Below are 10,000 nucleotides of genomic sequence, written 5' to 3'. Positions count from 1 at the left end.
GATCGCCTGCGCCACCTTAAGCCGGGAGCCGTGGATCGAAGGCCACCGCCTCAGCGATCAGCACGTGTCGCTGATCGGCGGTTTTACGCCGGACATGCGCGAAGCCGACGCCGAAACCTTGCGCCGCGCCTGCGTCTATATCGACACCCCGGCGGCCCTTTCGACGGCGGGCGATCTGAGCGGCCTCACGCTTAAGGATATTCGCGGCACCCTGCACGACCTGTGCGACCCGGCCTTTGCGCCACACAGCGGCCTCAGTGTCTTCAAAAGCGTCGGCGAAGCGGCGCAGGACCTCGCTGCGGCTGAGGTGCTGCTGGGGTCTTAAAAGGAACCACAGATTTCACAGATGACATAGATTAAGAGGGTCGATGCCCCCCTTAGCCCTTATGAATAAAGGCGCGAAGCGCCAATCTGTGAAATCTGTGAAATCTGTGGTTCTCTCTCCTATCCAGTACGTCGGGGGTATAGCTACGTTTGCTCAATGCGGGGCCGAGAAACAGGCTTCACACCCGCGCAAACCCCGCCTAGTCTCGCTTCAAACGGAGACACACGCATGGGCTTTCTGGCCAGTCTGTTCAAATCCAAACGGTCCGAGATTCACGACCTGCCCGACCGGCGGCTGATGACCGACGCCTATCTGCCCGCCTTTGCCGCGCTGAAAGGCCGGCTGCTGTTCGTCGGCTGCCGTGGCTATAATCGCGGCTATTACCGCATTTTGGAACAGCATGGGGCCGAAGCCTGGACCACCGACATAGACCCGCGCTCGGCCCGCTTTGGCCACAAAACGCGCCACCGCACGGGTGACATCTGCGACGCCGATAGCCTGTTTGCGGACCTGCGTTTCGACGGCATCGTGTGCAATGGCGTTCTGGGCTATGGCGTCGATTCCGAAGCCCAGCAAGTGCGTGCCCTGAACGCTCTGGCGGCGATCATGCCCCCCGGCGGGCACCTGTTGATCGGCTGGAATACGGATAAGATCAGCGACCCCATCGCAGCGGGCCTGACCACTACCCACTTCACCCCGGCCCCCTTCGCAGACCAGCCGTCGCGCGTGCGCTTCGACGCGGTGACGCATGTGTATGACCATCTGGTGCGGAATTAACGCACGCACTTTTGTATAGAAAATGTGCGCACATTCGTATATAGAATATCTCCAACAGGAGCCGTTCCATGCCCGCGCAAGACCCCGTCTCAATCAATATCCGCGCCAAGGCCGCGCAGCGTGATCTGATTGATCAGGCGGCGGAACGTCTGGGCCGCAGCCGTTCGGACTTCATGCTGGAGGCCGCCACGCGCAAGGCCGAGGATGTCCTGCTCGATCAGGCGTTTTTCCGCCTCGATGCCGATGCCTTTGCGCAGTTTCAGGCCCTTTTGGATGCGCCGCCTCAGCCGAACGCCCGCCTGCGTCGTTTCCTCAGCGAACCCTCGCCCTGGGACGACGCATGAAGCTCTCTGAGCTTACGCCGCCCGCGCCGATTACCCCGGCGCATGAGATAGCGGAGTTTCAGTCCGGCGTCGCGTCGCTGGATGAATGGCTGCAAAAACGCGCCCTGAAGAACGAAAACGCGCTCGCTTCGCGCACCTATGTCACCTGCGAAGGCCACCGCGTGGTGGGCTATTATTGCCTGTCCGCCGGAGCCGTCGCGCTCAGTGAAACGCCGAAGACACTGACGCGAAACATGCCCGATCCCATTCCGGTTGTGGTGCTGGGGCGACTGGCCATTGACCTGAGCTGGCAGAACAAGGGGCTGGGCAAGGCCCTGTTGCAGGACGCCACGCGCCGCGCACTGGCCGCCGCCGACATTGCGGGCGCGACCGCCCTGCTGGTCCATGCCTTGTCCGAAGAGGCGCGCCGCTTTTATCTGTCGCGCGGGTTTGTGGCCTCACCTATCCAGCCCATGACCCTGTTTCTGCGCCTCTCAGACGCCAGGGCGGTGCTTCGGTCGTGAAAGTATCTGGCGTCCCTCACGCTATGGCCGAAAGTGCATATCGACAGGAAAAGCAAACCATTAAGCCTCTTTATATTTTCTCATTATTGCCAATCAAGGAGGTTGGGCTGCGCCGCTTTTTTGGATGGGTTCCTGAAATGAGTAAGGGCTGACTGAATTTGTTCGATCAGGAACGACGCCCCTGATCGCTCACTCCCAAATTCGGGAAACTCTGAACAGCGTAGAGCGTGCTCAAATTCCAGATACTTTAGGAATTTCTCGACGCATTGAGCCATATAAAAAACGGATATTTTGTCGTTTTGGTTTTCTCGATTTATATACACTCCAATCTCCGCAGCGACATCCTCATTTAAAATTGGGGTAACCGTCAAAACGCTGTATATATATTCTATCCTTTCGCATAATATACGCAAATGAATGAATCCCGACGCAGTGACTTTTACGCTATCGTCTTCGGAGACAGAAGACTTGTTCATATGATCCGCTTCAATAAGTTCGTTTTTTAGCAACCATGAACATGCGGCTATCACATCTTCAGTTGCATACCCTCGAAGCTGCATTGAATCTGCAATGGTCTTAACTGAAAAGTATCCTTCTAATCCAATGTCACCCCTCTTTTTTCTGTTGTCTGTAAGCCAGAATATTATATCCCCTATAATAAAATTGTTCGGATTTGTCCAATTTTCATCAAAGTGAAATATATTTTTTACATACCCACTTACATCGCTGTAGAATCTATACTCTGTTCTCATCAATATTTTCAAGACTGTATATTCAGGTATTCGTATTTCGCCGGCACCCTTTGCCTGCGAAGTTATCGCATCGGTTGCCAAGTGGCCGGAGGTAAGTATGCTCTGAAACATATCCAGAGCCTTTCTAACATCTCTCCCCGCTATACCTTGTAAAATTCTTGAAATGACGTGCTTTCTAGAAAATATTTCTATATATATGCCATGTAAAAAATCACCAAGCATGGTTTTTGGGTATTGTATTTTATACCCATTGCTTAGAGTGTATTCTAAAGTATCTGAAACATTTATAGAGAGATATTCTAGAGATAGCTCTAAACGCCGCTTTACGACATCTAGAAATCGTGGCGGCGTGACATGAAATATAACGCCCGTCCTATACGTATCTAACGGAGGTCGATCTTTAAATCTCTCATATGTTTCATCACGCATTTGAAGTATAATAAATGCATTAGTTAGGCTCATAAACCAGAGAGAAAGCTGAAATGCGGAGAGCTGATCTTTAAGCTCAAGCTTATCTACATTGTCCATTACGACGACTACAGTCTCCGATTTACTACCAACGAAATAGTTACATATCCCAAATGATAATTTTCTAGGGTCATCTTGCCATATCTGAAAATCTGTAGCTCTCTGCCGAATAACTTCGCTTTCCGATATCTTGCTTAATTCAGCGTAGACGCCACGTCGCTTCTGTAGATCTCTTGCGAAAATACGGTTCAGGTTTTCTGATTCATATGGATCGAAGCCTGCGTTTTCTTTTTGAAAACTTTCAACAAACTGCTCGCAAATCCAAATCTCTGCCCCGTCAAGATTATCTGGAGCAGTGTTAAAATCTATGAACGCCCAATGCGTCACTTTTTTGAGATGTTCAGGCTGTAAAAGTTCTTTATACCGCCGCGCAAACAAAGATTTACCCGATCCCACACCTCCTGTTATTAACTGAAGCTGCCCTTGATTTAAGGTGGCAGATTTGAACTCGGCAATTGCTCCTGTTAATCGAGGTTCACTTGAGCGGGTCGGATTTAAGTCCTGAGTAATGTCGCCACGTCGCCCTACAATGCGGTCTTTTAAAAGCGCTTCGAGCACGGCATCGTAAGTGGTGATGTCATCACTGCCTACGTATCCCTTTTCATAAATTTCTTTATCGTCATTTTGAGAAGTTGACGTGAAGTAGCGCCTTAATACCGGAGCCAATTCGGCCGCGAAGTCGTTGAACGCCTTTTTGGAATTGAGTAAGGCTTGACCCCCAGCCTTATTATAGGGGTGGACGGCTTTTTTAACCTTCATTGCCAGCAAACATCTGCGGGCATGGTCTAGGATAAGATGCGACCCGCAAAAATCTCGAAGGCTTTGCAGCGCACTCGATCCAATTACCAAATCAGCTATATCAACGTCGATTGACGGCTCTGCGTCCCACGCACCTGCGAGAAGTCTCGTCCCATTGCAAGCTAAGATAAAATGACAGGGGTTTAGTCCCGACTTGTACAACTGGTTTAGATTATGGGCATACAAAGCCGCCTCTCTGTATCCCTCCTCAACCTTCACATCGGGACTTTTAGCCTCTACCACCAATAATGGGAGAGCATTACTCCAAATTGAAAAATCTGGAAAATACCCGCGCAATTTTCCGGCAGATTTATCTAAGTTTGACGGGCTTAAGTATGTCTTATTTTTTATTTTATCCAAACCAATATTTAAATAGTTACTTGAAGATAATATTGGAAGTATAACCTTTATTTCCACATCTCCTTCAGTTTCCACACCAGTGATTTGGGGAAAATAAATTGCAGCCTTATCTAAATCTGAATGGTCCGGCATGTTAATTTGTCTTCAGGTGAGCAGTTGGGGTGAGGCAATGACGCAGGGTTCTCAGCATAATAGATTGCATGGTAGCCAGCAGGACTGCAAATTCATTTTCACCTGAAGCGCGAGCGCCCCAAAGATTAGAGCGTTTTTTCGCTCAAGCGGGTACCGGTTGAGCGAAAAAAAAAAGCGACAAAACAAAAATTTAGAGCACGTTTACGATTCAACCTGAACGAAACGTGCTCTAAGCAGTGGAAGTGAACTTCGGTCTTGAGAATTTGCATCAGCCCCTAGCGATCAGTCCAGAGCCTTTCCTGATGGTCCTCCGACGATGGGGGAAGATATCGGATCATGATCTCCCAGACCGAGCTTGAACCTGTCTCCAGCCGCCTGTGAGGCTTTGACGGGGTTTGTGCTGACGGTCTCCCGCAGACCGGGTTCTTCGCTAGCGGCGCACCAAGGTAAGGCTTGCGCCCCAATACTTCTATGGACCTGAAATTATCATTCTGTGGCACAATAGCCGTCAAAAAAGATGGGCTTAGAGCCTTCCCATTGATCTTGAATGATAAATTTTCAGAATTCGGGAGATTGGAGCGGGTGAAGGGAATCGAACCCTCGTATTCAGCTTGGGAAGCTGCTGCTCTACCATTGAGCTACACCCGCGTCTGAGGCGAACGAAGCCTGCATTTGCGTCCCGCTCTAATGCCTCAGCGGGCCCGCCCCTGTCAACACGAAGCCTGCCCCGTCGCCATTTGTTCCACAGGGTGGCCGCGCGACTCAACGCCCGCAGGGGATAAATAGCCGGCGCCCCAAAATCTGTGGATCACCCCTGTGGAAAGGCGCTCTTTTCCACAGCGAAACACTAGATATAGATTGCTGTGGACATCCCCCAACAGGCGAAACACTAGATATTGCGGTTTTTAACTTTTTGTTTACGATTAGCGGTAGGGAGGCCGGTTTTATCGTAATCGGCGAATCCATATCTAGTGCTGAGGCTTGACGGGTGCGCCCGTCATTTAGGGGACGGAGGCTTGACCATGAGCTGGACAGACGAACGGGTCGAAACGCTGAAAAAGCTGTGGCAGGAAGGCCATTCCGCCAGTCAGATCGCCAAGACCCTGGGCGGCGTGACGCGCAATGCCGTCATCGGTAAGGTGCACCGTCTCGGCCTGTCGGGTCGCGCGGCCCCGTCGCAACCGGCCCGTCCGCTGTATAAGCCGGCCAAGCCGCCGCGTCCCGCCGCTCAGGCCCAGCCCGCGCCGCAACCGGCCCCGCGCCGTGTCTCGGTTGAACCTGCACCGCGCCCCGTGGCTCAGGTGCCGGCCGTGCCGGTGATCGAAGGTCCGGGCACCGCTACGGTCCTGACGCTGGGGTCCAAGATGTGCAAGTGGCCGATCGGTGATCCGTCGTCGGACGAATTCACTTTCTGCGGCCGCCGCGCCGCCGACGGCATCCCCTACTGCCTCGAACATTCGCGCGTCGCCTATCAGCCGCAGCAAAAGAAAAAGAAGGACAACGGCACCGAGCTGTCGCGGTCGCTGCGCCGTTATCTCTAAGGTTTCCGCCTGTTAGTTGCACGGCCCGCTTCCCCCCGGAGGCGGGCCGTTTGCGTTTCTGGGCCCGTTGCCCTTCCCCCTCTCGCCGCTTACTGTTAGCCTTAAGCCCATGACGACGATTTACGATGTGTCCCGCCTGGCCGGGGTTTCGGCCAAGACCGTGTCGCGGGTGCTCAATGAGCCCGACCGGGTCAGGCCGGAGACGCGCGCTCAGGTGCAGGCGGCCATGAAGGCGCTGGACTACACGCCCAACCCTTCCGCGCGGCAGTTGCGGCTGGGCGGGGCCAGTTCATTGGGCCTGCTGCTCGAAGACCCGGTATCGGGCTATCTCAGCCGCTTTCACCACGCGCTTCTGACCGCCTGTATGGAGGCGGGGAAGCACATCAGCGTCGAACTGTTCGACATGCAGCCCGGCTGGGCCGAGCGGCTGGATCGCTTTCTCGACGAAGGGCGGGTGCGCGACCTGATCCTCTTGCCGCCGCTATGTGATTTTGCGCCGTTAAAGGCCCATCTGCGCCAACGCGAAGCGCGCGCCGTGCTGATTGCGCCCTCGGTCTTCGATCCGCACTTTCCGTCGGTCGTCATGGACGACCGCGCCGCCGCGCGTGAGGTGATCGAGCACCTGTTTGCCCTGGGGCACCGCCGCATCGGCCACATCAGCGGCCACCCGGACCATTCGGCCGCCATCCTGCGCCGTCAGGGCCTGTTTGAGGCCTATGACGCCGCAGGCCTGCCGCGCCCGGAGCCTGACCTGCTGGTCGCCGGGGATTTTCAGTTCCGCAAAGGCATCGAGGCCGCCGAAGCCCTGTTGTCCTTGCCACAGCCGCCCACGGCCATCTTTGCCGCCAATGACGAAACCGCAGCCGCGGTCAGCGTCGCGGCGCACAAACGCGGTTTGAGCATCCCCGGCGACCTGTCGGTCATCGGCTTTGACGACGCCCCCATCGCCGCCGCCGTGTGGCCGGCCCTGACCACCATCGCCCAGCCCTATCTCGACATGTCGCGCCGCGTCGTGCAGGCGCTCGACAACTGGGAGGCCAATTTCAGCAGCGGCACAGCGGCCACCTATATGACGGCCCACAGCCTGATCGTGCGCGACTCCGCCGGTAAGGCCCCACCGCGTTTTTGAGGGATGGCTCAGAGGCCTGCGGGCCTGTAAGGATGAGGATATGTTCCGGGGGACGACGTGGTCAAAGACGCCAAAAACACAACCAAAAAGCGTACAGGCTGGATCGGCTGGACGCTGCGAGGTCTGGGCGTTGTTACAGCGTTGAGCGCACTCGCCTTTGCGGGCCTGTTCGCGTGGTTTGTGCTGGTGGTCAAGCCGCAACAGATCGCGGCGCAGAAGGCCGAGGCCGAAAGGGCGGCCGCCTTTGCCCGCCTGTCCGGTCCGGCGCGCAGACTGGCCATCTTCGATGCCTTTGTCGCTCAGATTGACCGCAACTATTACGACCAGAGCTTTTCAGGCTTCGACTGGCCTAAAATGAAGCGCGAATGGCGGCCGCGTGCCGCTGCCGCGAAGGACGACACATCACTTTACAACGACGTCTTTCTACAGATGGCGCAGCGTTTTCCGTCTTCGCATATGGCCGTGGTCTGGCCCGCCCCCAAGCCCTCGCCCGACGCATTAAAGCCGGCCAGTTCAGCCCCCACAGCACCACACCCCCCCGAATACGGCGGCGAAAAGGATGTCGGCTTTCAGGTGATCCTCCTGCGTCGCGATACGAGCCGCATCATGATGGTGGGCGAAGTCTGGCCGGGGTCGGAAGCCGCCAGACAAGGCATCACCCCGGGCTGGCTGATTGACAAAGTGACCTATAATGTAACCTCCGATAAGGGCGGCAGGGTCCATGTGGTCGGCACGTTCACGGCGCTTACGCCCACGCAGAGGCAACGTCTTGAGACCGCCGGTGTGCTGAATCTGACCCTGCCGGAAGGCGCAATATCATCGCAGGCGGCTGAGAAATACCTGACATCTCTCAAAAAATCCGTCGAATATGACGCTCCATTCTCCGGGAAGGCACCCGACGTTACTGTCAAGCGCTTGCCCAGTGGCGTTCTCTACATCCGCTTTGACCATTTTGACAAACCGGGACTGAAACAGGTGACCCGTGCGCTCCAGACCGCCGGAAAGACGGGCGTTATTCTCGACCTGCGTTACAATGGCGGTGGCAATGTCATGCCGCTGATGGACGCCTTGCTGCCCGCGCACACCCCTATCTACAAAACCCGCGATGCCAACGGCGTTCAGACCCTTTCTACAGAGGGCAATAGCCGCCCTTATGCGGGGCCTCTGGTGGTATTGACGGGCCCCGCTTCAGCCAGTGCGTCCGAAATCACCGCTTCGGTTATGCAAACACGTCAGCGGGCGCTCGTGGTGGGTCGGCCGACCGCCGGAGCGGTGCTTAGCAGCCAGTTCTTCCCGTTGCCGGATGGCGGGAAGGTGCAGGTTGCGGTCAGGGACGTAGAAACCCTCAGCGGTAAGCGGCTGGAAAATGCCGGTGTCACACCCGACATCGTGGTCTATCCCGCCATTGAGGATCTCCGCAAAGGCAAGGACCCGGCGCTGGAAGCCGCCGAGCGGCAGCTTATGGCGCGCTACCGTAAAGCCCCGAAATAACAGGACTTCATTACGCAAGGTTAACTGGACTCCTCCGGCGATTTCTCGTTTCCTGTAATTGTAAGACAATTCGAGAAATCGCGAATAAATGGCCTTTAGCTGCGAAAACCCTCTGGGACTGGAAGGGATCGCCTTCGTGGAGTTTGCCACGCATGAGGCGGACGCGCAGGCCGATGCCTTTGAGCGGCTGGGCTTTGTCGAAACCGCGCGGCACGGCTGGCAAAACGTCGGCCTCCATCTCCAGGGGGCCATCCGCTTTGTGCTCAATGCCGAACCGTCCGGTTACGCCGCCACCTTTGCGGCGCAGCACGGGCCGGGCGTGTGCGGTATGGGTTTGCGCGTGCGTGATGCTCAGCGCGCCCGGCGACTGGCCCTGCAAAACGGCGCCAAAGCGGTCGAAGGCCTGCTCACCCCGTTTGCCGAAGACGTTCCGGCGCTGAAAGGCGTTGGCGGCACGCTGATCTACCTGATCGACGACACGCACCTGAGCGGGCACCTGTTCGACGGCTGGCGCACCCTGCACAGGCCGCCCATCCTTCAGGTGCAGGGGGCAGGCCTGATCGGCGTCGATCACCTCAATTACGCCCTGCGCAAGGGGCAGATGCAGACCTGGGCCGATTTTTACGTGCGCGTGCTGGGCTTTGAATCGCAACGCTATTTCGACCTCGACGCCCACGCCACGGGCATGGAGACGCAGGCCCTGATCTGCCCGCAGGGCCCCATCCGCATCCCGCTGAACGAGAGCCGCTCGGCCTACAGCGCCACCGAGGCCTTTCTGGAGGCCAATGGCGGCGAAGGGGTGCAGCATATCGCGCTGGAAACCTTCGATATTCACGCAACGGTCGAAGCCCTGCGCGCCCGCGGCGTGCGGTTTCAGGCCGTGCCTGAGCCCTATTATGATCTGATCGCGGCGCGCGTCCCGCACCACGAAGAAGACGTCGCGCGGCTGCGCCACAACGGCGTGCTGATCGACGGCAATGCGCGCCGCGAAGGTATTTTGCTACAAACCTTCTGCGAAACAGGCGTCGGTCAGCTCTTTTTCGAGATCATCCAGCGCAAAGGCCACACGGGCTTTGGCGGCGGCAATGTGCAGGCCCTGCTGGAGGCCACCGGACTGGACCAGATGCGCAAGGGGTTACTGCGGGTTTAGGGGGGGGTGACAGGTTAGATCGGTATAATCTCAAGCAAAAACGACACTTTGCCTAAGCGCCTCCCCTGATTTCAGGGGAGGGTGGCCCGGAGGGCCGGGAGGGGTTAAAGCGGTGGTATTAACCCCTCCGTCTTTGACGCCTGTGCGGCGTCAAATCCACCTCCCCTGAA

8 protein-coding genes, 1 tRNA gene and 1 pseudogene are annotated in these 10,000 nt (G+C 56.5%); 8 read left to right on the top strand and 2 right to left on the bottom strand.

The window, feature by feature from the left end:
* The 4 genes and pseudogenes from LDL37_RS06840 to LDL37_RS06825 all read left to right on the top strand — a co-directional run.
* Positions 1 to 325: pseudogene (locus tag LDL37_RS06840) on the top strand (quinate 5-dehydrogenase); the annotation flags it as partial.
* Positions 326 to 553: 228 nt separating this feature from the next.
* Positions 554 to 1,102: a methyltransferase domain-containing protein gene (locus LDL37_RS06835; RefSeq protein WP_290795918.1), complete on the top strand. Its 549-nt coding sequence runs from the start codon at positions 554 to 556 to the stop codon at positions 1,100 to 1,102.
* 68 nt (positions 1,103 to 1,170) lie between these two features.
* The gene (locus LDL37_RS06830) at positions 1,171 to 1,446 is read left to right on the top strand and encodes a DUF1778 domain-containing protein (RefSeq protein WP_290795916.1); all 276 of its coding nucleotides are present in this window, start codon (positions 1,171 to 1,173) and stop codon (positions 1,444 to 1,446) included.
* Positions 1,443 to 1,949 carry a GNAT family N-acetyltransferase gene (locus LDL37_RS06825; RefSeq protein ID WP_290795914.1) on the top strand — a complete coding sequence of 169 codons (507 nt, stop codon included), beginning with the start codon at positions 1,443 to 1,445 and terminating at the stop codon, positions 1,947 to 1,949. Before LDL37_RS06830 ends, LDL37_RS06825 begins: the two co-directional genes overlap by 4 nt.
* Before the next feature lie 83 nt (positions 1,950 to 2,032).
* On the opposite strand, the gene LDL37_RS06820 is transcribed toward LDL37_RS06825, so the two are convergent.
* Together LDL37_RS06820 and LDL37_RS06815 are read right to left on the bottom strand one after the other, a co-directional pair.
* On the bottom strand, positions 2,033 to 4,519 hold the full coding sequence (locus LDL37_RS06820) for a type I restriction endonuclease (protein WP_290795912.1): 2,487 nt from the start codon (positions 4,517 to 4,519) through the stop codon (positions 2,033 to 2,035).
* A 574-nt stretch (positions 4,520 to 5,093) separates the two neighbouring features.
* Positions 5,094 to 5,167, bottom strand: a tRNA-Gly gene (locus tag LDL37_RS06815).
* 374 nt (positions 5,168 to 5,541) lie between these two features.
* Between LDL37_RS06815 and LDL37_RS06810 the strand changes: the two genes are divergently transcribed.
* The 4 genes from LDL37_RS06810 (at position 5,542) to hppD (ending at position 9,830) form a co-directional block, all read left to right on the top strand.
* Complete coding sequence (locus LDL37_RS06810) at positions 5,542 to 6,060, top strand: GcrA family cell cycle regulator (protein WP_290795910.1); 519 nt, start codon at positions 5,542 to 5,544, stop codon at positions 6,058 to 6,060.
* 127 nt (positions 6,061 to 6,187) lie between these two features.
* A complete protein-coding gene (locus LDL37_RS06805; RefSeq protein WP_366509220.1) occupies positions 6,188 to 7,189 on the top strand; it encodes a LacI family DNA-binding transcriptional regulator in 1,002 nt (333 codons plus the stop codon).
* A gap of 57 nt (positions 7,190 to 7,246) precedes the next feature.
* Positions 7,247 to 8,680: a S41 family peptidase gene (locus LDL37_RS06800; protein WP_290795905.1), complete on the top strand. Its 1,434-nt coding sequence runs from the start codon at positions 7,247 to 7,249 to the stop codon at positions 8,678 to 8,680.
* 88 nt (positions 8,681 to 8,768) lie between these two features.
* Complete coding sequence (hppD, locus tag LDL37_RS06795) at positions 8,769 to 9,830, top strand: 4-hydroxyphenylpyruvate dioxygenase (protein ID WP_290795903.1); 1,062 nt, start codon at positions 8,769 to 8,771, stop codon at positions 9,828 to 9,830.
* Positions 9,831 to 10,000 lie beyond the last annotated feature (170 nt).

It is taken from the genome of Asticcacaulis sp., from assembly GCF_020217185.1.
GTDB lineage: Bacteria > Pseudomonadota > Alphaproteobacteria > Caulobacterales > Caulobacteraceae > Asticcacaulis.
Note: the sequence above shows the minus strand (reverse complement) of the source record. Positions and strands in the feature narration are given on the sequence as shown.